Annotated in this window: 21 protein-coding genes; 12 read left to right on the top strand and 9 right to left on the bottom strand. The window is 66.4% G+C overall.

The features are described from left to right. Positions 1-27: 27 nt before the first annotated feature. Genes F1643_RS15100 through mutY form a run of 3 tightly spaced genes read right to left on the bottom strand, consistent with a single transcriptional unit; the run spans position 28 to position 3,003 of the window. Positions 28-1,167: an FAD-binding oxidoreductase gene (locus F1643_RS15100; protein ID WP_194914015.1), complete on the bottom strand. Its 1,140-nt coding sequence runs from the start codon at positions 1,165-1,167 to the stop codon at positions 28-30. A 31-nt stretch (positions 1,168-1,198) separates the two neighbouring features. Then, positions 1,199-1,918 carry a DUF1194 domain-containing protein gene (locus F1643_RS15095; RefSeq protein WP_255542835.1) on the bottom strand — a complete coding sequence of 240 codons (720 nt, stop codon included), beginning with the start codon at positions 1,916-1,918 and terminating at the stop codon, positions 1,199-1,201. A 26-nt stretch (positions 1,919-1,944) separates the two neighbouring features. Then, on the bottom strand, positions 1,945-3,003 hold the full coding sequence (mutY, locus tag F1643_RS15090) for an A/G-specific adenine glycosylase (RefSeq protein ID WP_194914013.1): 1,059 nt from the start codon (positions 3,001-3,003) through the stop codon (positions 1,945-1,947). A 160-nt stretch (positions 3,004-3,163) separates the two neighbouring features. On the opposite strand from mutY, the gene F1643_RS15085 reads away from it, so the two are divergent. The 3 genes from F1643_RS15085 (at position 3,164) to smc (ending at position 8,062) form a co-directional block, all read left to right on the top strand. Further along, a complete protein-coding gene (locus F1643_RS15085; protein WP_109151856.1) occupies positions 3,164-3,637 on the top strand; it encodes a DUF721 domain-containing protein in 474 nt (157 codons plus the stop codon). Between the two features lie 66 nt (positions 3,638-3,703). After that, the gene (locus tag F1643_RS15080; RefSeq protein ID WP_370540623.1) at positions 3,704-4,351 is read left to right on the top strand and encodes a DsbA family protein; all 648 of its coding nucleotides are present in this window, start codon (positions 3,704-3,706) and stop codon (positions 4,349-4,351) included. Between the two features lie 249 nt (positions 4,352-4,600). Next, positions 4,601-8,062, top strand: coding sequence for a chromosome segregation protein SMC (smc, locus tag F1643_RS15075; RefSeq protein WP_194914011.1), 3,462 nt, complete (start codon positions 4,601-4,603; stop codon positions 8,060-8,062). A 15-nt stretch (positions 8,063-8,077) separates the two neighbouring features. Here the strand turns inward: smc and F1643_RS15070 are convergent, their stop codons facing one another. From F1643_RS15070 to F1643_RS15055, 5 genes are all read right to left on the bottom strand, one after another. Continuing rightward, positions 8,078-8,686, bottom strand: a complete 609-nt coding sequence (locus F1643_RS15070; protein WP_194914009.1) for a hypothetical protein — start codon at positions 8,684-8,686, stop codon at positions 8,078-8,080. Further along, positions 8,683-9,246 (bottom strand): AAA family ATPase, encoded by a 564-nt coding sequence (locus tag F1643_RS15065; RefSeq protein WP_370540625.1) that lies wholly within the window; start codon positions 9,244-9,246, stop codon positions 8,683-8,685. Before F1643_RS15065 ends, F1643_RS15070 begins: the two co-directional genes overlap by 4 nt. After that, positions 9,171-10,019, bottom strand: a complete 849-nt coding sequence (locus tag F1643_RS23400) for a hypothetical protein (RefSeq protein WP_255542834.1) — start codon at positions 10,017-10,019, stop codon at positions 9,171-9,173. Before F1643_RS23400 ends, F1643_RS15065 begins: the two co-directional genes overlap by 76 nt. A gap of 70 nt (positions 10,020-10,089) precedes the next feature. Further along, the gene (locus F1643_RS15060) at positions 10,090-11,142 is read right to left on the bottom strand and encodes a hypothetical protein (RefSeq protein WP_194914006.1); all 1,053 of its coding nucleotides are present in this window, start codon (positions 11,140-11,142) and stop codon (positions 10,090-10,092) included. A gap of 68 nt (positions 11,143-11,210) precedes the next feature. Beyond that, a complete protein-coding gene (locus F1643_RS15055) occupies positions 11,211-12,491 on the bottom strand; it encodes an FAD-binding oxidoreductase (protein ID WP_194914004.1) in 1,281 nt (426 codons plus the stop codon). A gap of 168 nt (positions 12,492-12,659) precedes the next feature. Between F1643_RS15055 and F1643_RS15050 the strand changes: the two genes are divergently transcribed. The 9 genes from F1643_RS15050 (at position 12,660) to F1643_RS15010 (ending at position 22,539) form a co-directional block, all read left to right on the top strand. Then, on the top strand, positions 12,660-14,003 hold the full coding sequence (locus tag F1643_RS15050; protein WP_194914002.1) for a glutamine synthetase family protein: 1,344 nt from the start codon (positions 12,660-12,662) through the stop codon (positions 14,001-14,003). 1,032 nt (positions 14,004-15,035) lie between these two features. Further along, entirely contained in the window at positions 15,036-15,812 is a 777-nt protein-coding gene (locus F1643_RS23395) for a glycosyltransferase family 87 protein (protein WP_194914000.1), read from the top strand. A 134-nt stretch (positions 15,813-15,946) separates the two neighbouring features. Beyond that, positions 15,947-17,539 carry a UbiA family prenyltransferase gene (locus F1643_RS15040; RefSeq protein WP_194914033.1) on the top strand — a complete coding sequence of 531 codons (1,593 nt, stop codon included), beginning with the start codon at positions 15,947-15,949 and terminating at the stop codon, positions 17,537-17,539. A 41-nt stretch (positions 17,540-17,580) separates the two neighbouring features. Continuing rightward, complete coding sequence (locus F1643_RS15035) at positions 17,581-17,745, top strand: hypothetical protein (RefSeq protein ID WP_194913999.1); 165 nt, start codon at positions 17,581-17,583, stop codon at positions 17,743-17,745. Between the two features lie 26 nt (positions 17,746-17,771). Then, complete coding sequence (locus tag F1643_RS15030) at positions 17,772-17,954, top strand: EamA family transporter (protein ID WP_194913998.1); 183 nt, start codon at positions 17,772-17,774, stop codon at positions 17,952-17,954. A 478-nt stretch (positions 17,955-18,432) separates the two neighbouring features. Further along, positions 18,433-19,530: an extracellular solute-binding protein gene (locus F1643_RS15025; RefSeq protein ID WP_194913996.1), complete on the top strand. Its 1,098-nt coding sequence runs from the start codon at positions 18,433-18,435 to the stop codon at positions 19,528-19,530. 86 nt (positions 19,531-19,616) lie between these two features. Next, on the top strand, positions 19,617-20,768 hold the full coding sequence (locus F1643_RS15020; protein ID WP_194913995.1) for an ABC transporter ATP-binding protein: 1,152 nt from the start codon (positions 19,617-19,619) through the stop codon (positions 20,766-20,768). Beyond that, positions 20,765-21,709 (top strand): ABC transporter permease subunit, encoded by a 945-nt coding sequence (locus F1643_RS15015; RefSeq protein ID WP_194913994.1) that lies wholly within the window; start codon positions 20,765-20,767, stop codon positions 21,707-21,709. Before F1643_RS15020 ends, F1643_RS15015 begins: the two co-directional genes overlap by 4 nt. Then, positions 21,706-22,539, top strand: a complete 834-nt coding sequence (locus F1643_RS15010; RefSeq protein ID WP_194913993.1) for an ABC transporter permease subunit — start codon at positions 21,706-21,708, stop codon at positions 22,537-22,539. Before F1643_RS15015 ends, F1643_RS15010 begins: the two co-directional genes overlap by 4 nt. Before the next feature lie 122 nt (positions 22,540-22,661). Here the strand turns inward: F1643_RS15010 and F1643_RS15005 are convergent, their stop codons facing one another. Continuing rightward, positions 22,662-24,722, bottom strand: coding sequence for a sulfatase-like hydrolase/transferase (locus tag F1643_RS15005; RefSeq protein WP_194913992.1), 2,061 nt, complete (start codon positions 24,720-24,722; stop codon positions 22,662-22,664). Positions 24,723-24,985: the final 263 nt, after the last annotated feature.

Genomic DNA, 24,985 nt, shown 5'->3' with positions numbered 1-24,985 from the left:
GCACGCCTCCCCATTTCCCGCAGTCGTCTACCGCAGCCGGGCCGGCGACAGGTCGGACTCGGCGACACCCAACTCACGGACATCCTCCGGCAGGCCTCGACCGGTGGCGAGCCCGGCCGCCACCCGCCCCATGGCCGGCGCGGTCTGGATGCCGTAGCCGCCCTGGCCGGCCAGCCAGAAGAACCCCTCCGCATCGGGCGCGAACCCCACGACCGGCACCTTGTCCGCCACGAAGCTGCGCAGCCCGGCCCAGCGATGGGCCAATCTCCGAACGGAGAATCGCGACGCTTGTTCCAGCCGGTCAACCGTCAGGGCGACGTCGATGTCCTCGGGCTGCACGTCGCAGGGCTCGACCGGGGTCTGATCGGCGGGCGAGGCCAGCAGGCGGCCGGCATCGGGCTTGACGTAGAAGGTTTCGGCCACGTCCGACACCATCGGCCAGCCGTCCAGCCCCGCCTTGTCGGCCGGGTCCTCGAAAACGGGGTCGAAGGTGATGGCCGTGCGCCGCTTCGGCACCAGCCCGACCGTGGCGACTCCGGCCAGCTTCGCCAGTTCGTCGGCCCAGGCCCCGGCGGCGTTCACCACCACCGGTGCCGCGAAGGTGCCGGCGCTCGTCTCCACCACCCACAGGCCGTCTCGGCGAGCGAGCGCTCGCACTTCGGCATCGGTCACCACCCGGCCGCCGCGGGCCTTCAACCCACGCAGGAAGCCGTGGTGGAGGGCATGGACGTCGATGTCCCGGGCGTCCGGTTCCCATACGCCGCCGGCCACATGGTCGGGGCGCAGGAAGGGTGCCCGAGCCAGGACCTGGTCGCGGTCGTAACGTTCGACCGACGGTGTCAGGCGACGGCCCTGCTCATATTCCGCATTCAGCCGGTCGATCTCGTGGTCGCGGCCGACGATCAGCACGCCGCGGGGCGTCAGCAGATCGTGTTCGGCGAAGCCGGCGGGCGGGTCGGTGTAGAAATCCCAACTCGCGACCGTCAGGGCGCGGATCGGCGCCGGGCCGTAGGTCTGGGTGTAGAGCGCCGCGGACCGGCCGGTGGAGTGATAGCCCGGCTGCGATTCGCGCTCCAACACCAGCACCCGGCCCTGCGCGGCCAGCTCATAGGCCGCCGACGCGCCGGCGATGCCGGCCCCGACCACCAGGAAATCGACGCTTTCCAACTGTTCCGCTCCTCGGAGTCTTATCGGCCGCCTATGGGATGGCGGCGCTTTGGCTTGGCATGTGATCGGGCAGGGCGACCATTTCAAGGATCAGCTTCTGCCGCAGTGCGGCGACGAAGCTGTCCTTGTCCATGGCGCTTTTCACGAAGCTTCCCGGACCGCCGATCACGCTCTCCTCGAAATACTCCTCCAGCCAGGAGAATTCGTCGAGGATGGCGAGGCCGTTGACGATGATTCCGCGCTTCGTCACCCGGTCGCGGGCCTCGGCCGGCTCGATCCCGCCGTTGGAAAACCCGTTGGAGACCAGATCGATCACCTGCCGCGGCGCCTTGCCGCCGCGATCGAACAGCTTCGCCGCCTCCATGATGGCGCTGCCGATGGCCGTCGAGTCGCCCTGGAAGCCGCGGGGCAGCGCGTCGATGCGGTCGGCGAAACTGCCGGCATCCTCCGGCTTGGTCAGAGCCGTCCAGGGGATCAGAACCTTCAGGCTGTTCGGCCCCGAATAGGCGGCCAGCGTCACCCGCGCCCGTGCCGCGGTGAGCGCATCCGCCACCGCCGGATCGCGGAATGCGGCGGCATGGCCCTGCAGCTGGAATTCCAGATCGCCGGTCGTGATGGAGGCCGACCCGTCGAGCGCCAGCACCAGCGCCACGCCCGCCTGTCCCTCCTTCTCGGGCGGGTCCGCCTGCGCAACCCCGGTCAAGGCCAGGAGGACGAACAGAACGGTCGTCACGGCACGCGGCATTCCCATCGGCACTCCATCACGCAATCGGCCCGTCACGCATTGGCGAGTGCGTGGCGCACCACCTTCACCATCACCGACGGCAACGCCTGATCGCCCAGTCGGTCCACCGGCACCCAGTTTCCAGCGGCCCGCTGCCAGTCCGGGCCGGCCTGGGCGGCGACCACCTCAAGCTCAAGGTGGAAATGGGTGAATGTATGGCGGACCAGTCCCGGCAGCCGGCGCCAGCGCGCGGGCAAAGGTTGTTGGGCCGCGACCGCGGCCTCTCCTGGCAGTTCCGGTCCCCAGGCGGTCGACGGCACCTCCGCCATGCCGCCCAGCAGACCTTCCTCCGCCCGGCGGCGCAGCAGGACGGCGCCCTCCGGGTTCAGCAGCCAATAGGCGACGCCGCGCCGGGTCGGCTTTTCGCCCTTGGCCGCCTTGCGCGGCAGGCTTTCTGCGATGCCGGCGGCGCGCGCCTCGCAATATTCCGCCCAGGGGCACAGCATGCATTTCGGCTTGCGCGGGGTGCAGATGGTGGCGCCCAGATCCATCATCGCCTGGGCATAGTCGCCGGGGCGGAAGTCCGGCGTCAGGGTGGCCGCCAGCCGCCGCAGCGTCGGCTTGGCGTTGGGCAGAGGCTCCTCCACCGCGAAGATGCGGGCGATCACCCGCTCGACATTGCCGTCCACCACGGTTGCCTTGCGGTCGAAGGCGATGGAGGTGACGGCGGCAGCCGTGTAGGCCCCGATGCCCGGCAAATCCAACAGTGCCGCCTCGTCGCCGGGAAAATGCCCGCCATGCTCAATCGCCACCACGCGGGCGCATTTGTGCAGGTTGCGGGCGCGCGCGTAGTAGCCGAGCCCGGCCCAGGCCACCAGCACGTCGTCCAGCGGCGCGTCAGCCAGATCGCGGACGGTCGGCCAGCGTTCGGTGAAGCTGCGGAAATAAGGGGCGGCGGCAGGCACGGTGGTCTGCTGCAGCATGATCTCCGACAGCCAGACCCGGTAGGGATCGGCGGTCTCCCCCGGCTTGGCGCGCCAGGGCAGGTCGCGGCGGTGGCGGTCGTACCAGGACAGCAGCCGCCGGGCGGCCTCGATCGAATTTGGAATCATGATGGGAAGAAATAGAGGGCCGGGAGCGTCTGGGGAAGGGAGCTGGCGATATCCCCGGCCGGATGCTGGGCATCGGCCCACGCTTGCGCTAGGGTGCCGCCATCCCACATGACCCGGAACCGGTTCCCGGACCGGGGCCGCACAGGAGTGATCGCAGAGCATGAGCGGACCGCGTCGCATCGGCCAATCCGTTCCGGAGGTCGCCGGCAAGGTGCTGGGCAAGCGCGGACTTGCCTTCGGCGCGCTGATCACCGACTGGCCGTCCATCGTCGGCCACCAGCTGTCGCTGCGCACGGCCCCCGACAAGCTCAGCTTTCCCCGCGGCAAGCGGGAGGAGGCGACGCTGCACATCCGCGCCATGGGCGCCATCGCGCTGGAACTGCAGCATCTGGAACCGCAGATCATCGAACGCATCAACAGCTTCTTCGGCTATCGCGCCGTGGCGAAGATCAAGCTGATCCATGCGGCGCTGCCGTCCACGCCATCGCCGGTGGTGCGCCCCCGCGCCCTGACGATGGACGAGGAGATCGGCATCACCACCACCACCGCCGCGATCGAGGACGAGGAACTGCGCGCCACGCTGGAACGCTTCGGCCGCTCGCTGATGGCCCGGCCGAAACGCGCCGCGCGATAGCCGGCTTGCTGGACGCAACGGTGCGTCATTGTCTATACGTCAACATCTGGTAGGAACGAGGGCAAAGTGAACCGCAAAATTTTGGGAATCGCCGGTCTTCTCGCCATCGGCTTCACCGCCGCGTTCGGCACCGCCATGACCGCGGCGTCCACGGCCGCACAGGCCGCGGCCACCCTGCCGCCGGTTTCGGAGATGATGGCCGAGCGCGTGATGGGCGACCCGAAGGCGCCGGTGACGATCCTCGACTATTCGTCGATGACCTGCTCGCACTGCGCCAATTTCCACGTCAACGTGCTGCCGAAGATCAAGGAAGCCTACATCGACACCGGCAAGGCCAAGCTGGTCTTCCGCGACTTCCCCTTCGATCAGGCCGCGCTCAGCGCCGCCATGCTGGCCCACTGCGCCCCGCCCGAGCGGTATTTCGCGCTGACCGACGTCCTGTTCAAAAGCCAGCCGAACTGGAGCCGTGCCTCCGATCCGGCCAAGGCGCTGGCGCAGTACGGCAAGCTGGCCGGCATGACCCAGGAGACCATCGACGCCTGCCTCGCCAACAAGGAGCTGGCCGACGCCATCCTGAACACCCGCCTGACCGGCCAGATCCAATATAAGATCGAAGCCACCCCCACCTTCATCCTCAACGACGGCAAGGCCCGCATCGAAGGCGCCCAGTCGTTCGAGGAGTTCTCGAAGGAAATCGACAAGCTGCTGAAGTAAGCGCCGACGTCTTGCCCCCACCCTAACCCTCCCCCGCTGGGCGGGGAGGGAAATGGACCTTTGTCAGCGTTCGGCGGCAGTCCCTCCCCCGCCCAGCTCTCGCACAAAGCTCCGCTTTGTGCTGACGCGGCAGGCGGACCGTAGGTCCGCTGAGAGCGGGGGAGGATAGGTGGGGGCATTCGAAGCCGACACTCCGCCACCCAACGCCAGCACCTCCCCAAAGCCCAGTACACCAAAGGTTCGTCCCCAGTGCAGTTCACGCGTCTCCGCCTGTCAGGTTTCAAGTCTTTCGTCGATGCCACGGAACTGGTCATCGAACCCGGCATGACCGGGATCGTCGGCCCCAACGGCTGCGGCAAGTCCAATCTGGTGGAGGCGCTGCGCTGGGTGATGGGCGAGACCTCGGCCAAGCGCATGCGCGGCGGCGACATGGACGACGTCATCTTCGGCGGCACCTCCAGCCGGCCGGCCCGCAATCTGGGCGAGGTCACGCTGGCGGTGGACAACCGGTCGCGCACCGCGCCCGCCGGCTTCAACGAGCATGACGAACTGGAGATCACCCGCCGGATCGAGCGCGGCTCCGGCTCCGACTACCGCATCAACGGTAAGCTGGTGCGGGCGCGCGATGTCCAGCTGCTGTTCGCCGACAACGCGTCGGGTGCCGCTTCGCCGGCCCTGGTCAGCCAGGGCAAGGTCGCGCAGATCATCTCCGCCAAGCCGCAGGACCGCCGCGCCCTGCTGGAGGAGGCCGCCGGCATCACCGGCCTGCATTCCCGCCGGCACGAGGCAGAGTTGCGGCTGAAGGCGGCGGAGGGCAACCTGACCCGCCTCGACGATGTCATCGGAGCGATGGACACCCAGCTGCAAAGCCTGAAGAAGCAGGCGCGGCAGGCATCCCGCTACCGCAACCTGTCCGACCAGATCCGCAAGGCGGAAGCCGTGCTTTGGCACCTGCGCTGGATCGCCGCCCAGGAGGAGCGCGCCCGCGCCCATGCCGCCTTCGCAACGGCGGAGGCGGCGGTGCGCGACCGCATGCTCTCCGTCAACCAGCTGACAGCCCGCCGGACGGAGGCCGCCGCCGGCCTGCCGGAGAAGCGCCAGGACGAGGCGCGCGCGGCATCCGCCCTGCAACGGCTGGTGATCGCCCGCGAGCAACTGGACGCCGAGGAGAAGCGGGTCGCCGACCAGCAGCGCGCCTTGGAGGCCCGGCTGCGCCAGATCGCCGGCGACCTCGGCCGTGAAGAGGCGCTGGCCGCCGATGCCGGGGAGGCGCTGGCCCGGCTGGTGGCCGAGCGCGACCGCCTGATCGCCGCACAGGCCGACGAGGAGATGCTTGAGGAAGCCGCGGCGGAGGCTCTGGCCGAGGCGCGCGAGCAGGTCGATGCCCTCGACCGCGAACTGACCCGCCTGACCGAAGCGGTTGCCACCGACGAGGCCCGCCGCGCCGCCACGCAACGTCAGGCGGCCGAACTGGAATCCCGCGCCGCCGGCCTTGCCAAGCGGCTGGCCGAGCAGCAGGCCCAGCGCGCTGCCCTGGAGGCGGAGATCGCCGCCCGCGCCGACCTGTCGGAGGCCGAACTGGCGGTGGAACTCGCCGAACAGCGGCTGGAGCAGGCGCGCGAGGCGGCCGAGGCCGCTGAACAGGCGAAGGCGGAGGCCGAACCGGTCCAATCCCGCGCCCGCGAGGCGCTGTCCGCCGCGGAGTCCGCCCGTGCCAAGCTGCATGCCGAGGAGCGCGCGCTGGCGGAATTGCTGGAGGCCGGAGCCGGTGGGCCGTTCCCGCCGCTGGTCGACGCGGTGGCGGTGTCGCCCGGCTATGAGGGGGCACTGGCCGCCGCGCTCGGCGATGCGCTGACCGCTCCGCTGGACGAGGAAGCGCCGGTGCATTGGCGCACGCTGCCGGCCTATCGCGCGGTGGCGCCGCTGCCGGATGGGGTGGAGCCGTTGTCGAGCCGTGTGGAGGGGCCGCGGGCTGCCGCCCGAGCGCTCGCCCATATCGGGGTGGTCGACGATGCCGCCGCTGCCGGAGCATTGGCCGCGACGCTGGCGCCGGGGCAGGTGCTGGTCAGCCGGGACGGTGGGGCGTGGCGTTGGGACGGGCTGACCGTTCAGGCCGGCGCCCCCACCGCCGCTGCCGTTCGCCTGAAACAGCGCAACCGGTTGGCCGAACTGCGCGGCGAACTGGAGCTTGCCGAGGAACGGGTCGATCTGGCGCGCGAGACTCTGGACGCCACGAAACTGGCGGTCGAAGAGGCGGCTCAGGCCGACCGCCGTGCCCGCGATGCCGTGCGCGAGGGCTTCGTCACGCTGAACGCTGCCCGCGACCGCCACGCCAAGCTGGCGCGCGAGGCCGATGCCGCATCCTCGCGCCTTGCGGCGTTGGCGGAGGCCGTCGAACGGCTCGCCGCCGATGAGCGCGATGCGGCCGCCCGCCGTGACGAAGCGCTGGAATTGCTGGAGTCGCTGCCGGACCCGCGCGAAGGGCGGGAGCGGGTGAACGACCAGCGCGCCGCACTGGCCGAACGCCGCGCCGTGCTGGCCGAGAGGCAGAATGCGGTCGACCGCCTGACGCGCGAGGCACAGGCCCGGCGCCAGCGCTTGGGCGCCATCCAGGCCGAAACCACGTCGTGGGACACCCGCTCCGCCGGGGCCGGGGGACGAGTGGCAGAGCTGCGCCAGCGCGCGGACGAGGCCGAAGGCGAACTCGCCCAGCTTTCCGGACGACCGGCGGCGATCGCGGCCGAGCGCCAGGATTTGCTTAACCGGATCGCCATGGCGGAGCGCGACCGCAAGCGTGCCGCCGATGGGCTGGCCGAGGCCGAGTCCCGGCTGGCGGAGACCGAACAGGCGCTGCACGATGCCGAAGCGGCGCTGGCTGACGGCCGCGAGGCCCGCGCCCGTGCCGAGGCTGCGGTGTCCGCCGCCCTCCAGCAGGAACGCACCCTGACGGAGCGCATCGCCGAACGGTTGGACTGCCGGCCGGAGGACACCCGCGCCGCTGCCGACCTCGACCCCGCCGAACCGGTGCCCGATGCGGCGGCGGTGGAAGCCCGGCTCGACAAGCTGACGCGCGAACGCGAGAACATGGGACCGGTCAACCTGCGCGCCGAGATCGAGGCGGAGGAGTTGGAAACCCAGATCACCGGCCTGCATGGCGAGCGCGAGGACCTGACCGCCGCCATCGCCCGCCTGCGCCAGGGCATCGCCAGCCTGAACCGCGAGGCGCGCGAACGGCTGGTCGCCAGCTTCGACGTGGTCAACCGCGACTTCCAGGAGCTGTTCACCCGTCTGTTCGGCGGCGGCAAGGCCTATCTGGAACTGGTCAATGCCGAGGACCCGCTGAACGCCGGGCTGGAAATCTACGCCAGTCCGCCGGGCAAGAAGCTGCAGGTGCTCTCATTGCTGTCGGGCGGCGAGCAGGCGCTGACCGCGCTGTCGCTGCTGTTCGCCGTCTTCCGGTCGAACCCGGCGCCGATCTGCGTGCTGGACGAGGTCGACGCCCCGCTGGACGAGGCGAATGTCGGCCGCTTCTGCGATCTGGTGGAGGACATCGCGCGGCAGGGCGACACCCGCTTCCTCATCATCACCCACCACCGCCTGACCATGGCCCGCGTCGACCGCCTGTTCGGCGTGACGATGGTGGAGCGCGGCGTGTCGCAGCTGGTCAGCGTGGATTTGAGTGCGGCGGAGGAGCTTCGGGGGGTGGCGTGACGATGGCCTTGCGGGTCAACCGACGGTATCTTGCGTCTGTTCGACCGCCGATGGCGAGGAGACTTCTTGAAGCCTCTCTGCCGCTTCTGCAAGAAGCGGAAACAGAATTCGAAGCTTACCAATATCCCAACTTCCGTCTTCCGACCTATACAAACGGAACATGTGCCGGCGGCCAGCCACCAGCTCTCGGTCATTGAGAACCGACAACATATCTTCTGCGATGGTCCGCATAGGGGGCGGAAGATTCGGGCCTATGGAATATTCCAGAGTCATAGGATTGATTTGTAACCATCCCGGTTCAGCCTCGAACGGATCAAGAAACGCCTTCTTCCTCTTCAAAAGATTGACCCGTGGTTCTGCATAACGGTAATTCCGCCACTCATATGTGCGTGTCGGATCCACATCTTTGGCGACGAAATGGTCCACCTGGCCCGATGCTATGGCGAAACCCATATAGGCACAGCATCCATTGAAAGCTTCCTGAACCGCTAAACGATAATCGTTCCAATAGTCGGGATACTCGGAAGCCTTCTTGCCAGGATTTTTGGCAAGCCATTCGTTACCGCGAACTCTTACGTTTTCCTCGAACCCATCCGGTTCATCCCGTAGGTCAAAACGCCTCATGAACCAATCTTTCTGCCGGACAAGGAATGCTTGAATAGTGTCCATTCAGCCCAAATCGGATCTACGCTGGGAAGCAACTTCGTCAGAAGACCGTCGATCCGTTTGATGTCGGCCTCAATCGGACGCACATCCTTTGCCTGGTAGCGCATCAATGCCGTTGCCTGGTTGATTGCCTGTTCCGCGTCCAGTGAACGGGCCTCATCAAGGTCGAATATGTCGGAGGTCAGCCAGCGGCCAACCTCCCCACGCCGCTGCCAGACCTCCTGAGTGAGTTGCGCCTTATCATCCACAAGTTGCAGATGGAACAGGCGATCCCGTGTCTCATCGAATTCCGGTTCAAGCGATGCCAGAACCAGCGGAGAATGGGTGGAGACGAGGATCTGCACCGCAACCTTCTTGTCCAGAAGCTTGGCTACCGTCAGCAGCGACGGCAGGATGCGGCGTTGCCATTTCGGGTGGAGATGGGCTTCGATCTCGTCAAGGATCAGGATGATCCGTTTTTCCCGCTGGGAGCCGATGACATCGGACTGCAGGTCGTGCTGGTGCCATGTCCAGACCAGGAAATAGGCCAGCGCCAGGATGCGACGGATCGCAGCCGACGCGTGACGCAATGGTACGATGCCATAAGGCGTTTGAAGCGCCGGAACGCTTGACACGTCGGGGCCTGGCATCCGGACCGGGGATGTCGCGGGCCGGATCGGCTCGTCCGGGGCGAGAGGTGCGCCAGAACTGCAACGAAGGCGTCGAACAGGGCCGGTTCGCGCTTTTCCCATTCAAGCCAGTCGCGTTCCAGCCCTTCGCAGACCGTTACCTCGCCCTTGAATGCGTCGGGAACGCGCTTGCCGTTCCACACCTCATCCTTGGTGAAGTGGAAGGCCGGCGCACGGTCCGGATCGTCGATTCCCTGTGAGGGAGCCACCCGGTAATAATGGCGGGCGGGATCCCAGACGGAGAAACCGCCGTCGAGACGGGCATAGATTACCAGTCCGGGAATAGGCGGGCGCGTCCGTGCGTTCCGTCTCCAGTCGGCGATTGTCGGATCAAAGGAAAAGTCCTGCGATACATCCTTTCCTGAACGGCCGCAGGTCACGGCGCTGATCGTGCTTTCGGCGGTCTTTTTCTTTTTCGCTTCACGGCTTGCGATCGGCAGGATGAAGCGATTGGGAATTGCAGGACCGTCCGGCCAGTCGCGGGCGCAGACCCACCATGCCACGTCCAGCAGCAGGGTCTTGCCCAGGCCGTTGTCGCCGGTGAGCACTGTCAACCGATCACCCAAATCCATCTCGAAGAGGGGGGCGGGACCGATGTTGGTCGTTTTCAAGGAGCGAAGCATGAAACGTCCATCATGGCGCGAGTGAAAGCAACGCGGAGCAGCAGTAAGACCTGCACGGGAGTATCGTTACTCATCCCCCCCGCTTCCACACCGTCGTCTCGATATAGCGGCTCGCCAGGAAACGGTAGGTCTGCTTCTGCAGCGCCTCCACCTTCGGCGAGCGTTCCATCGTGATGTCGTTCCAGCCCTGCAGCAGTTCCTCCCACTCCAGCAGCTTGGCGCGCAGGTCGTCGCGGATCTTGCGGATGAACTGGATGGTGGGGTGGAAGTTGCGCAGCGCGCCGACGATGTCGCCGGTCTGGGCGTCGGCCTGGTCGAAGATCAGGTCGTACTCGCGCAAGGGCTTGCGGATCAGCCCCTGCATCCGGTTCAACTCGCTGCAGAAGGTGCGGTCGGTGCGGTAGATGGTGGCGAGCTTCGCCATCGCCTGATCGATGCGGCGGATGTGCTTGAAACGATCGCGCAGCGCCTCGATGTAGGACAACTCCTGCGCCAGATCGTCAATGCGGTCGGTGAGGTACTGTTCATAGTCGTTGGTCAGCTTCAGCCGCTCGGCGATCTTGGCGAAGGCGGCCTTCATCCGTTCCTTCGTCTGCGGATCCTCGACCAACTGCTCCAGCTCGTCGATGTCCGACACGATCAGCTCGTTGCCGGTGAAGGACGAGACGATCTGCACGGTCAGCCGGCCCTTGGCGATGACGCGGTGCTTGTCCTCCACCGACCAGGAGGCGCGGCCGTCCAGCAACTCGCCCGGGATTTCCTCACCCGGCCGGATCAGCTTCACGAAGGCCAGACCCTGTTCGATGATCTCCAGCAGGCGGGCGTCGTGGGTGCCGTCCTCGATCTGGAAGGACTCGAGCAGGGTGGGAAAGGCCAGCGTCGCCTTCAGATCGCCCAGCAGGATGTTCAGCACCGGCTCCTTGCTGTTCGGCTCCTGGCAGAAGAAGGCGCCGGGCAGGCCGAACACCTTGTGCTGGAAATCGAAATGCGTGTCCCGCATCGGCTGGACCAGCACATTCTCCTGCGCGGCCTTTTCGGCGACGGCATCGTCCGGGGCGGCATCCGCGGCCGGGGCGGTCTCCGAAGAGGGGATGGTCTCGTCGCTGCTGGAGGTGTCGGTCATGGGCGGGGGCGGTACTCGGCGGTATGAAGAGGCGGGGGAGCGGGGAGACTGCGAATTGCCCCCGCAGACTACAGCAGATCGCGCAGACGGAACCACATCATTGCGAGCACCAGCGCGGGGGTGCGGAACCGCCGCCCGCCGGGGAAGGGCGTGTGGGGAATGCGGGCGAACACGTCGAAGCGCCCGGCGTTGCCGCCGACCGCCTCCGCCATCACCCGCCCGGCCATGCCGGCCAGCGCCACGCCATGGCCGGAATAGCCGTGGGCGTACAGCGTCGTCGGCGACAGCCGGCCCAAATGCGGCATGCGGTTCATGGTGATGGCGACCCGCCCGCCCCAGAAGTGATCGATGCGGGCGTCCTTCAGCTCCGGATAGATCGCCAGCATCTTCAGCCGCATCGCCTGCTTCAGCCCCGGCGCGTCCACTCCGGAATAGCTGACGCCGCCGCCGAACAGCAGCCGGTGGTCGGCGGAACGGCGAAAGTAATCGAGCGAGAACTTCATGTCCGAAACCGCGATGTTGGTCGGCAATAGAGCGAGCGCTCGCTCTTCGCCCAGCGGTTCGGTGGCGATCATGTAGGTCGCGACCGGCATGATGGTCCGCTCCAGCGCCGGGGCCAGCCCGCCGAGATAGGCGTTGCCGGCCAGAATCAGGTGCTTCGCCGTCACCCGCCCGCGTCCGGTGCTCACCCAGGGCTTGGACCCGGTGTCCATGGCGGTGGCGCGGCTGTTCTCGAAGATGCGCACCCCGGCGGCGTCGGCGGCGCGGGCGAGGCCGAGCGCGTAGTTCAGCGGGTGCAGATGGCCGCTGCCCTCGTCCAGCAACCCGCCGATATAGGCCTCGCTGCCGACATGCTCGCGGATGCCGGCGCCGTCCAGCCGCCGCACCCGGTCATAGCCGTAGCCGTCGCGCATCTCGCGCTCCAGTGCGGCCACGTCCTGCATGTGGCGGGGCTTCAGCGCGGCATAGGCGAAGCCCCAGGTCAGGTCGCAGGCGATGGCGTGGCGCTCCACCCGCTGGGCCAGCTGGGTCTTCGCCTCCTCCCCGAACTCCCACAGGCGGCGCGCATCCTCCTTGCCGACCCAGCTTTCGATGGTTGCCATCGGCTTGTTGTAGCCGGTGATGATCTGCCCGCCGTTGCGGCCCGAAGCGCCCCAGCCGCAGCGTTCCGCCTCCAGCAGCACGACGTCGAAGCCGCGGTCCGCCAGTTCCAGCGCCGCGGTCAGGCCGGTATAGCCGCCGCCGACGATGCAGACGTCGCAGCCGACCTCCCCCTCCAGGATCGGGCGGTCGGCTCGGGGAGCGGCGGAGGCCGCGTACCAGCTGTTCAGGTATGAGGCTTTCGGCATGGCCGCAGTTAAGTCCCAGCCGATGGGGGAGGTCAACGGAAAGGCGGATGTTTCACCGAAGGGTCATGCTGAACCCTCTGGCGCGGCCTGCCGGAACGGCGTCATAGTGTCGCTGTCGTCCACAGCACGGAGGGGGCTGCCCATCGCCCGGAGCGGTCCGCCATACCCATGGGTTTTATGGAAGACTTCATCAAGAAGAACCGCATTACCGAAGTCGAATGCCTGGTGCCCGACATGTCGGGCATCGCGCGGGGAAAGATCGTTCCCGCCGAGAAGTTCCTCCGCATCCTGCGCGACCGCGGCCTGCGCCTGCCAGAGGCGATCTTCGTCCAGACCGTGACCGGAGAGTTCCCCGACGACGAGGACATCACGTCGGACGAGAATTCCGACATCTACATGATCCCGGACGAACGCACGATCCGCTTCGTTCCCTGGTACAACGAGCCGACGGCGCAGGTGATCACCGACTGCGTCTATGCCGACGGCCGTCCGGTGGACGTTTCGCCCCGCCATGTTCTGAAGCGCGTCCTGGCGCTGTACGAGGAGCGCGGCTGGAAGCCGATCGTGGCGCCCGAACTGGAATTCTTCCTGGTCCAGGTCAACAAGGACCCCGATTACCCGCTGGTGCCGCCGGTCGGGCGCAACGGCCGGATGGAAAGCGGGCGGCAGGCCTTCGGCATCGACGCCGTCAACGAATTCGATCCTATCTTCGAGGCGGTCTACGATTTCTGCGAGAAGCAGGACATCGACATCGACACGCTGACCCACGAGGCCGGCGCCGCCCAGATCGAGATCAACTTCAACCACGGCGACGCGCTGGAACTGGCCGACCAGGCCTTCCTGTTCAAGCGCACGGCGCGCGAGGCGGCGATCCGCCACCAGATCTATGCCACCTTCATGGCCAAGCCGATGCAGGGCGAACCCGGCAGCGCCATGCACATCCACCAGTCGGTGGTGGATACCGACAGCGGCCGCAACCTGTTCGCCAACCCCGACGGCACCGACAGCGACCTGTTCATGTCGCATGTCGCCGGCCTGCAGAAATACCTGCCCTACGCGATGCCGCTGCTGGCGCCCAACGTCAACAGCTACCGCCGGCTGGTCCCGAACTCCGACGCGCCGATCAACGTGCATTGGGGCCGCGACAACCGCACCACCGGCCTGCGCGTGCCGGTGTCGCAGCCCGATTCCCGCCGGGTGGAGAACCGGGTGGCCGGCGCCGACGCCAACCCCTACCTCGCCATCGCCGCGTCGCTGGCCTGCGGCTATATCGGCATGACCCAGGGGCTGGAGCCGAACGACCCGATCAAGGGGTCCGCCTATCGCCTCGCCTTCACCTTGCCGCGCCACCAGTCGGAGGCTCTGACCAAGTTCAACGCCTGCAAGCCGCTGAAGGAAATCCTCGGCGAACGCTTCATCGACGCCGTCACCTGCGTGAAGGAGGCGGAGTACGAGGCCTACAACCGCGTCATCAGCTCGTGGGAGCGCGAGAACCTGCTGCTGAACGTCTGATCCGAACCTATCGGTAGACGACAGGGCCCCGGTAGACGAGAGGGGCGGCCGCCGGGGGTTCCCGCGGGCCGCCCCTCTACGTATCCGAAACCCGTTTCCTGCGCATCTCCGCGTTGGCCGAGGGCGACCGCCGTCTGCCGCTTCGCGCAGGCCATTTCTCCTTTCGTGAGCCCATCCTCCCGGATTTCCCCGACATCCGGCGGAACGCTCCACCCTGCAGGCGCATCCCGGCCCATCCCGGCCCAAGTCTTAACCCGGTGGGGAGGCATTCCCACCCCATCCAGGCGCCCGGTGCCGCGGCTTTCCACGTCCGCGCTGACCGGTCGTGGGCAGAAAGCGGAAAAATGCGAGGTTGCCGATATCTCGATTATGGGCAGCCGCACACGAAATCGAAGACTTTCAAAATAAAACAGTGATGTATTTTTCAGCCATACGGTCGGTCTGAAAAAGGAAGCGCCGGCGCCACCCGGTGATGCCGCGGTGGCCAATTTGTTATCTACTTTGAGAACAGTCAATCCTTTCGACCGCATTTGCCGTGGGCATTGCGCGCCGCGTCGCCGTGGTGTGCGCCCTCTTTGCTCTGCCGGCTTCTCGAACCGGCGGAAACGCATCGTCTCGACGCAACCGATGGATGGCCAAGTATGAGCATGCAGCCCGCGATCACATCCCTTCCGACAGGTGTCCATCGAGCCGGGCGGATCCAGCGCGTCGTCGTCCTGGCGCTGTTGTTCGTCGTGCTGACCACCGGTCTGCTCGGGCTGGCGCTTCACCGTGGCGGCCATGCCAGCAACCTGACCGACATCCAGAATCTGTTCGTGTTGGAAAACCAGGATCTGGTTCCGGTCGATTCCTGGGATCCGATGATCGCGGCGCTGAACTGGCTGCACGACCGCCCCGGCGAAAACGTCTATGAAGGCGTGTTCTTCCAGCAGCGCATCAAGTTCCAGTATCCCGTGACCTCGCTTCTGCCGCTGGAGGCGATGCAGGCGTCCGGTATCCTGAATCTCGCGGCGTTCTCACGCATCAAACCTGATGTTCGTGCTGGCGACGGCGGCCGGCATGGCGATCCTGATGCTGGAGATGGCGGCATGGCTGCGCCTGCCTGGTGTGCGCCCGGACCAACGGGACGACCGGCTGACCCAGGTGTTGTTGGGCGGGTTCGGCTTCGCCGCGACCCTGTGCTTCTATCCGGTGCTGAAAGCCTTTTCGCTGGGGCAGGTGCAGGTCTGGCTGAATGCCGCCTTCGTTTTCGCCTGCATCGCCCTGCTGCGCGACCGCCGGGCGCTGTGCGGCGCGCTGCTCGGCGCATCGACGCTGATGAAGCCGCAGATGTCGCTGTTCCTGGCCTGGGCGGTCCTGCGGGGGGACTGGCGCATGGCGGCCGGTTGGGCGGCCGTGGTGGTCCCCGGCGTGGCGGTGGCGACCCTGCTCTACGGCTTCGCGCCGATGATCGATTACCTCGACGTGTTGCTGTTCATCGGCCGTCACGGCGAGAGCTATCACGTCAACCAGACCGTCAACGGCTGGTCAATCGCCTGCTGCACAACGGCAACAATCTGGACTGGTCGGCGGAGTCCTTCGCCCCCTACCACCCCGTGGTGCATATCGCCACGCAGCTTTCCGGCATCGCCTTCTTCGCTTTCGGCCTGCTGTGGCGCCGCCGCGACCGCGGCACGGACCGGATCGCCGCCTTCACCGTCGCCGGCGTCTGCTTCACCACCGGGTCTCCGGTCGCCTGGGTTCATCATTACGGGATCCTGCTTCCGGCCTTCGCGCTGGCCTTCCTTTTCCTGCAGGTGCCGGGCGTGAGGCGTCCGGCGGGAGCCTTCGCGTTGCTGGCGACCGCCTATTTCCTGGCCGGCAACCTGCTGTTCTGGCCGGTCAATGCGCTGGCCGCGACGCCGCTGAACGTCCTGCAGTCCTACCTGTTCTTCGCCACGCTGATGCTGCTGGGGCTGGTGTGCGTGCTGACCGGGCGGCATGACCGCACCGCGACGCCCGGACCGGGCCGGGGGGAGGCGGCTGAACCAATTGCCGCCCCGGTTGCTGCGGCATCCGATGTCGCTGCCTTTGCTCCCGCTGCCGCGGCCGAGCGGCCGGCATCACCGGTGGCCGCGGAGCCCCCGCTGTTCGTCGACCTGGACGGCACGCTGCTGCGGACCGACCTGCTCTACGAATCGCTGTTCGGGTTGATCAAGGCGCGGCCCTGGACCGCGCTGCTGGTGCCGGTCTGGCTGGCCGGGGGCAAGGCGCGGCTGAAGGCGGAACTGGCCCGGCGGGTGGACATCGATCCGGCGGGTCTGGTCTACAACCAAGCCGTTCTGGAGCGGTTGCAGGCGGAGCGCGAACGCGGCCGCCGGCTGGTGCTGGCCACCGCGGCACACCACCGCTACGCCGATGCGATCGCCCGCCATCTGGGCCTGTTCGATCAGGTCCTCGCCAGCAGCGACGCCGTCAACCTGAAGAGCGAGCGCAAACTGGCGGCAATCCGGGCGCAGGTGCCGTCCGGCGTCTTCGACTACATCGGCAATGACGAGGCCGACTATGCCGTCTGGCGCGCCGCACGCCGCGGCATCGCGGCGGATGCGTCCGCCGCGGTGGTGCGGCATGCCGCGACGCTGTGCCCGATGGAAACGATCGCCACGCCGCGCCGGCCGCGCCTGCTTCTGATCCTGCGGGCGCTGCGCCTGCACCAGTGGCTGAAGAACCTCCTTGTGTTCGTGCCACTGCTGGCCGGGCCGAAGCTGGGAGAGATCGGGCCGGCCCTGCAGGCGGCGGCGGCCTTCCTTGCCTTCGGGCTGTGCGCGTCGAGCATCTATGTGCTGAACGACCTGCTCGACCTGCCGGCCGACCGGCGCCACCCGCGCAAGCGTCGGCGGCCCTTCGCCGCGGGTGACCTGCCGCTCGACCTCGGCCTGTCGCTGATCCCCGGCCTGCTGCTGGCGAGCCTCGTCCTGTCGGTGCTGACCCTGCCGCCGCTGTTCCTGGCCGCGCTGGCGACCTATGCCGCCTCGTCGCTGTTCTACAACCTGTTCGCCAAGAACCGGGTGATCTGGGACGTGATGCTGCTGGCCGGGCTCTATTCGCTGCGGGTGCTGGGTGGCGCCACGGCGACGGCCATCGTCCCGTCCTTCTGGCTGCTGGCCTTCTCGATGTTCCTCTTCCTCAGCCTCGCGATGGTGAAGCGCTATTCGGAGATGGACAGCATGGTGAAGCTCGGGCTCGGGCAGGCGGAGGGGCGCGGCTACCTGACTGCCGACATGCCGGTCCTGCAGTCCATCGGCGTTTCCGCCGGCTTTCTCTCGGTGCTGGTGATGGCGCTCTACATCAACAGCCCGGAAGTCGGACGCATCTATGACCAGCCGCAGGCGCTGTGGATCATCTGCCCGCTTCTGCTTTTCTGGATCGGGCGGGTGTGGCTGCAGACCCACCGCGGGCTGATGCACGACGATCCGGTGGTGTTCGCCGCCCGCGACAAGTGGAGCCTCGCCATCGGTCTGGTCTGCGCCGTCGTGCTCGTCTTCGGCCGGACCTGAACAGCCGGTCCCCCGCCTTCCGCCATCCTGCCGGAGTTCCCATGCCCATCGCTGTCGTCGGATTGATCCTGCTGAGCGTCACGCTGTCCGCCATCGCTCAGATTTCCTTGAAGATCGGCATGTCCAGCCCGGCGGTATCGACCGCCCTGGCGCAGGGGAGGCCGGGCGGATCGCCCTGTCGGTCGTCGCCACGCCGCATATCCTGACCGGCCTCGCCTGCTACGGGCTGGGCATGGTGGTGTGGCTGGCCGTTCTGGCGAAGGTAGAGGTCACAATGGCCTATCCCTTCGTCGGGCTGGGCTTCCTGGTCACGCTGGCGCTCGGAGTCCTGCTGCTGGGCGAAAGCATGAGCCTGACCCGCCTGATCGGCACGCTGCTGGTCGTGCTTGGCGTGGTGCTGACGGCGCAGAGTTGAGGGAGGTGGCAGGGAGGCTGCCGGCTCCATCCGCACCCGTCGAAATGCATGCGATTGTCCGGAAACGCCTTGTGTCGTCTCGTCTTTCAGTGCGGAAACAAACCGCGACAATTGTGGCGTTGACCCGAAAGTTGCTGGGGATATAACTGACCGCATAGTCGCGAGCGAAAATACTGGCGTATGCAATTTCAGCGTGGGCGACCCGGTTGCCGGCCGTCAGGCCATCGAACGGGGAGAGGCTTTGCCTTGCCGGCCGCGATACCTGCCATACGGGCTTTTCGGCCCTTGGGCAGCGCGGCCGGCCGCCACCTTCTTTTCGGCACGCCCCAACTCCGCAGGCGTGAGCCGCAGGCATCTGCAAACTCGACCCAAACCGTTGACAACACACCCACGCCTGGGTGCAATAGCGCCCGCGAGCCGGGTGTGCCGTTGGGATGTGGCGGCGCCCGCAACACAGACGAACAGGTCGGGGCAAACCATGAAAAAATTCGCTCTCAGCCTCATCGGCGCGGTCGCGGCGATTGCCGTCGCCGGCCCGGCGATGGCCCAGGCCAAGAAGCCGGTCAACATCTACATCTGGAACGACTATCTGGGTGAAACGACCCTCGCCGACTTCACCAAGGCCACGGGCGCTGAGACGAAGGTCGACCTGTACGACAGCCTGGAACTGCTGGAGCAGAAGGTGCTGGTCGGCAAGTCCGGCTATGACGTGATCGTGCCGACCGCGGAGCCGACCCTGTCGCGTCTGATCCAGGCGAAGGTGGTGGGGCCGCTCGACAAGTCGAAGATCCCCAACTACAAGAACATCGACCCGAAGGTCCTGAAGCTGCTGGAGAATTCCGATCCCGGCAACAAGTTCGCCGTGCCCTATCTCGGCGGGACCGTCGGCATCGCCATCATCCCGGAAAAGATCAAGGCCGTCGCCCCCGACGTTGCGCTGGACAGCTGGGACCTGATCTTCAAGCCGGAAGTGGCGAAGAAGGTCTCGGCCTGCGGCATCACCGTGATGGATTCGGCCATCGACGTCATCCCGTCGGTGCTGAACTACCTCGGCCTCGACCCGAACTCCGAGAAGAAGGAGGATCTGGAGAAGGTCGAAAAGACGCTGATGGCGGTCCGCCCCTACATCAAGCGTTTCGTCACGGGTGAGAACATCAACATCCTGGCCGGCGGCGACGCCTGCGTCGTGATGGCCTACAACGGCGACGCCATCCAGGGTGCCGCCCGCGCCGAGGAAGCCAAGAGCGCCAAGGTGGAGTACATCACGCCGAAGGAAGGCGTGCAGGTCTGGTGGGATACCCTGGCGGTCCCGGCCGATGCGCCGAACAAGGACGGTGCGCACGAGTTCATCAACTTCGTGCTCGACCCGGCCAACATGGCGAACATCTCCAACAAGGTCAGCTACGCCAACGCGGTGCCGGGGTCGCTGGCGACGGTCGCCGACGACATCAAGTCGAACCCGGGCATCTTCCTGCCGGCCGACGGAACTCTGAAGCTGTTCTCGCTGAAGCAGATCAAGCAGGCCACCGACCGCGCCCGCACCCGCGTATGGACCAAGGTCAAGACCGGCAAGTAAGCCGCTTACCGTGATGCACCGACCCGCCCCGGCCGACCCCCAGCGATGGGGAGCGGCCGGGGCGTCGTCATGAAAGAGGAACCCGGATGGCCGGTCAGCCGATTCGCAAACCCACCCGTCTGGAACCGTGGCAGGACGCGGGCCAGACGCCGTATGTCCGAATCGAGAAGGTGACGAAGACCTTCGGCGACTTCGTCGCGGTGGACGAGGTCAGCCTGTCGATCTACCGCAACGAGTTCTTCGCCCTGCTCGGCGGCTCGGGCTCCGGCAAGACGACGCTGTTGCGCATGCTGGCGGGGTTCGAACAGCCGACCGAGGGCAGGATCTTCATCGACGGGGTCGATATGGCCGGCATTCCGCCCTATGAGCGGCCGGTCAACATGATGTTCCAGTCCTACGCCCTGTTCCCGCATATGACGGTGGAGCAGAACGTCGCCTTCGGCCTGAAACAGGACGGGGTGGCGAAGGCGGAGATCCGCGACCGCGTGGCGGAGATGCTGGGGATGGTCCAGCTGTCGGCCTTCGGCAAGCGCCGCCCGCACCAGCTGTCCGGCGGCCAGCGCCAGCGCGTGGCGCTCGCCCGCTCCCTGGTCAAGCGGCCGAAGCTGCTGCTGCTGGACGAACCGCTGGGCGCATTGGACAAGAAGCTGCGCGAACGCACGCAGTTCGAACTGGTCAACATCCAGGAAAAGCTGGGCGTCACCTTCATCGTCGTGACCCACGACCAGGAAGAGGCGATGACCATGTCTTCGCGCATTGCCGTGATGAACCACGGCGTCATCGCCCAGGTGGGCACGCCGACCGAGATTTACGAATATCCGCACAACCGCTTCGTGGCGGAGTTCATCGGCTCCATCAACATGTTCGACGGCCGCGTCGTGGAGACCGACGGCGATCAGGTGATCGTCGCCTCGGAGGAGGCCGGCTGCGAACTGCTGATCTCCCACGCCACCCCGGCGCCGGCCGGCTCTCCGGTCTCCGTCGCCATCCGGCCGGAGAAGATCGCCCTGTCGAAGGAGCCGGTCACGGAAGGGGACGGCCGCAACCGGACCACCGGCATCGTGCGGGAGATCGCCTATCTCGGCGACGTGTCGATCTATCTGGTGCAGCTGCCGACCGGAAAGACGGTGCGCGTCACCGCCCCCAACGTCACCCGCCGCACCGAAATGCCGATCACCTGGGAGGACGAGGTGACCCTGACCTGGCGCCCCTTCGCCGGCGTGGTGCTGACCCAATGAGGACGGTCGTCTCCGTCCTCGTTTCCGGGCTCAGCCGGATCGGGCTGTGGGGGCGCGGCGTGGTCGTCGCCGTCCCCTATCTGTGGCTGCTGCTGTTCTTCATGGTGCCCTTCCTGATCGTCTTCGGCATCAGCTTTTCCGAATCGATCATCGCCCAGCCGCCCTATTCGTCGCTGGTCGAATGGATGACGGACGAGGATGCCGGCACCTCGAAGCTGCAGATCCTGCTGAACATCAGCAATTACTTCCGGCTGGGCGGGGACGACCTCTACATCCTGGCCTACCTGAACTCGCTGCGGATCGCGGCGGTCACCACGCTGCTGTGCCTGGCGATCGGCTATCCCATGGCCTATGCCATCGCCAAGGCCGAGCCGTCGCGGCGCGGGCCGCTGATGATGCTGGTGATCCTGCCCTTCTGGACCAGCTTCCTGATCCGTATCTATGCCTGGATCGGCATCCTCAAGGGCAACGGCGTCATCAGCAACCTGTTGGAATGGACGGGCATCACCAGCGGTCCGGTGGAGATCCTCTATTCCGACTGGGCGGTCTATATCGGCATGACCTACTGCTACCTGCCCTTCATGGTGCTGCCGCTCTATTCGACGCTGGAGAAGATGGACCCCAGTCTGCTGGAGGCGGCGGCCGATCTCGGCTCGCGGCCCTTCAAGTCCTTCCTGTCGATCACGCTGCCGCTGTCGCTGCCGGGCATCGTCGCCGGTTCGCTGCTGGTCTTCATCCCGGCGGTGGGCGAGTTCGTGACGCCGGAACTGCTGGGCGGTCCCGACACGCTGATGATCGGCCGCGTGCTGTGGAACGAGTTCTTCGCCAACCGCGACTGGCCGGTGGCGTCGGCCGTCGCCATCGCGCTGCTGCTGGTGCTGGTGGTGCCGATCATGATCTTCCAGCATGTGCAGGGCAAACAGGCGGAGGCCGGGCGATGAAACGGTTCGGCTTCCTGTCCTGGGCGCTGTGGTTCGGCTATGCCTTCCTCTACGTGCCCATCGCGCTGCTGATCGTCTACAGCTTCAACGAGTCGCGGCTGGTGACGGTGTGGAGCGGCTTCTCGACCAAATGGTATGGGGAGCTGATCCGCAACGACACGCTCCTGGACGCGGCCCTGTTGTCCTTCCAGGTGGCCGCGGTATCGGCGACGCTGTCGGTGCTGCTGGGCACCTGCGCCGGGCTGGCGCTGGTCCGGTTCGGGCGGTTCCGCGGCCGGACGCTGTTCGGCGGCATGATCACCGCGCCGCTGGTCATGCCGGAGGTCATCACCGGCCTGTCGCTTCTGCTGCTGTTCGTGGCGATGGAGCAGTGGCTGGGCTGGCCCGATGGGCGCGGCATCACCACAATCACCATCGCCCACACCACCTTCACCATGTCCTACGTCGCGGTGGTCATCCAGTCGCGGCTTGCCGGCATGGACGGCAGCCTGGAGGAGGCGGCGATGGATCTGGGCGCCCGCCCGGCCAAGGTGTTCTTCGTCATCACCCTGCCGCTGATCGCCCCGGCGCTGGTCGCCGGATGGCTGCTGGCCTTCACCCTGTCGCTGGACGACGTGGTGGTGGCGAGCTTCGTGTCCGGTCCCGGATCGACGACTCTGCCGATGGTGATCTTCTCCAGCGTGAAGTTCGGCATCAGCCCGCAGATCAACGCGCTGGCAACTCTGATGGTTCTGGTGGTGGCGACCGGCATCTTTGTCGCCAGCATCGTCATGGCCCGCCAGGAGCGTCAGCGCAAACGCGACGAGCAGATGGCGATCCAGAACGGCTGAGCGCAGAGCTGTGGGTTTGGAGGCCGTCCGGTGCGTATTGACGCACCGGAGGGGTTCCAGCCTTTTGTTTTTTAGTACGGTATGGGGCGGGGACCCTCGTTTCCAAGGCCCCCGCCTTCACCTTATGCCGGCACCGTCTCTTCCACCGGAACGGAAGGCTGCACGTCCAGCCCCGCACGCTTCTCCACATCCGCCAGCAAGGCGGCGAGGCGGTCGGCTTCGGCCTGGACCGTCGCGACGTCGTACCAGCCGGGCAGATTCTCCAGGTCCGTGCGCGCCGTGGGGGCCTGTCCCTTCACCTGCACGAGATTGGTCTCTTCGTTTGGATCCCGGGTCAGATCGTACATCTCCCATTCCAGCAGGAGCGGGTTCGCCGGGTCGAAATAGCGGGCCAGCTTGGCGTTATCGGTGCGCACGCACCGGATGTGGTTGGGCTGGCGCACCGGGCCGGGGGACAGTTCAGGCACGCTCTTGACGCTGAATCCGCCGGTGCGTACGGCCTCGACGGTCTGGCAGTATACCTCGTACGCGCCGTAATAGTCCGGCTGGGTGAGCCGGCCTCCCTCGGCGGGCTGGGTCACCTCGTCGTCGGTCATGAACAGCACGCCTTCGCGCGGCTGGCCATCGGGGTAGGTCACCGGCGTGTCGGGGCTCTTCAGCACCGGGGTCAGATCGACGCCGGGAAACGGTGCCATGGTGTGGCGTTCGGCCAGCTTGGCCGCCGCCTCGTCCAGGGCCTCCTGGCCGACGCCGGTCAGGCCCAGCACGGTGGGCACGAGGTCGGCATGGCTGGTCACGGTATCCACATGCCTCAGCGTGTTCCCGTCGCCGCCCATCGAGGTCGGGAACCGGACCACCATCGGCACATGCACGGCCTCCTCATAGGCGACGTGCCACTTCTCCAGCATCATGTTGTGGGCCGCTCCCAACTCGCCGTGGTCGGCCACGAAGATGACGATGGTGTTTTCGGCCTGCCCTGAATCCTCCAGGGCCTGGAGCACGCGGTTGATCTGGGGATCGACCTGGGAATGCAGCCAGGCGTAGAATTGCAGGAGCTGGATGCTGTACCCCTCAGGATCCTCGGAAAGCTGGAACGGGATGGTGAATTTCAGGGCCAAGGCCACCGCGGCTTGCCAGTCGGCGGTCCCGGCCACGTTGCCGGCGGCGCTGACGGCGCCGTGGCTCGCCTTGGCGGACAGGGCCAGTCCGATCTTGTAGGCGGCGTCGAACTGGCAGGACGGCTTGGTCGACAGATCCTCGTTCCAGGTGGGGATCTTGCCAGCGCAATCCTGCGGGAAGCCCTGCGGGTTGAGCGGCATCGACATGGTGCCCTCGGTCGGCGGGAGCGACGACTGACCCTGGAGAGGCACGTCGAGCGGGCCGAACACCGGTTGGGTCTTTGCCGCGCTTCCATCGGTCGGCGGCAGGGCCTGGGAAACCACCGTGGGATATGTGGCGATGTCGTGCGGATTGGTGAAGGACACCACCGCAAACCACGGGCGCTGGGCGGCGTCGGTGGCGGGGGTGTTGGGGCCGGGCCGCGCCTCGTCGGCGGAAACCCCGTAATTGTAGGGCAGCGCCAGTCCGCGGCGGCGCAGGAACAGGCAGGCGTTGTCGGCGAAACCGGCGTCGCGGTAGATGCCCAGGTTGTTGATGGCCGCCCCATGGGGCTCCGGATAGGACAGCTCCCAATCGGAGAAGCCGTAACGCTGGAGCGAATGGCCGGCCGGGTCGCTGACATGCCATTTGCCGAAATAATGGGAGGAATAGCCGATGGCCTGCATCCAATGGCCCATGGTGGGATGGCCGTCGGCCTCCAACCACGGGAATTGGGCCGCGTTGCCGTCCTTGAACATGCCGTCGGTCTGGGTCACGCCGGTGCGGTTGCCGTACTGGCCGGTGAACATCACCGCACGGCTGGGGGTGCAGGCGCTGGACGCGATGGTGTGGTTGTGCAGCGCCACCGCATTCCTGCGCAGCCGGGTCAGGCCGGGGAAATAGGGAGCGTATTCGTTCCCGCTCACATCCGCCTCGCCCCGGAATCCCAGGATCCGCTTCAACGGTTCCGCCAGTCCGCCTTTGGGGCCATAGGAGAAGCGTGGATAGCGGTATTGATCGACGGAGATCAGAAGGATGTTGGGCCGAGAACCATTGCGCTGGGGGCGGTTGGTATTTTCAATCATGGCAATATTATCCCTTGCGATCCATATCGGGGAATAGCGACGACAATAGGTAATCGACCTTCTGGAATCGGATGATCTTCCGTTTCGGAAGGTGTCCTATAGCTGCTTTTCTTTTTTTAAAGATAAATTGATAAAAATCACTACGTCAATTGATATTAGCAGTCGTATGGATTTCATCTATGCAATGTATGTATCCATACTGATGTGTGTTTTTGTTTTGTATGACTTGAGGGTGGTGCGCAATCGCCGCTGCGGTGGACGAG

The sequence above is a fragment of the Azospirillum sp. INR13 genome (assembly GCF_015390205.1).
GTDB lineage: Bacteria > Pseudomonadota > Alphaproteobacteria > Azospirillales > Azospirillaceae > Azospirillum.
The sequence above is the reverse complement of the archived record's forward strand: the minus strand, read 5'-3'. Positions and strand labels throughout refer to the sequence as shown.